This window comes from Teichococcus aerofrigidensis (genome assembly GCF_054073225.1).
The window spans coordinates 1-399 of the sequence record NZ_JBSXMU010000303.1; the positions used below are offsets into that span (position 1 = coordinate 1).

The window sequence follows — 399 nt, forward strand, 5'->3', positions numbered from 1 at the left end:
GGCCGGACGAGACGGAGCGCCGGCTGCGCCGCCGTGGCCGTCGCAGCAACCGGCCGCGCGGCGGTGCCGAGGGCGAGGCGCAGGTGCAGGCCCGCTATGCCGGGCCGACGCCGGCCGATCCCTTCGCCGGCACGCTGGACGACATCTTCGACGCCATGGCCGCCGCCGAGGAGGCCGCCGAGCGTGGTCCCGCCCCGGCGATGGAGGCGGTGACGGCCGAGGTCGCTCCGGTCGCTCCGGTGCCGCCGGAGCCCGTGTCGCCTCCCGCCGCCGCGCCCGATGTGCCGGCGGTGGCCGCGGAGGTGACGCCCGCCGCGGTCGCGCCGATCGGTGTCGAGCCGGTGCCGGCCGCCGCGGATGCGGCCGGGGAGAAGGCGGGGGAGGAGGCTCCGGTCGCCG

The 399-nt window shown here is 80.5% G+C and carries 1 pseudogene; it reads left to right on the plus strand.

The features are described 5' to 3' along the window. Window positions 1-399: pseudogene (locus ACVMLK_RS21355) on the plus strand (hypothetical protein); the annotation flags it as partial.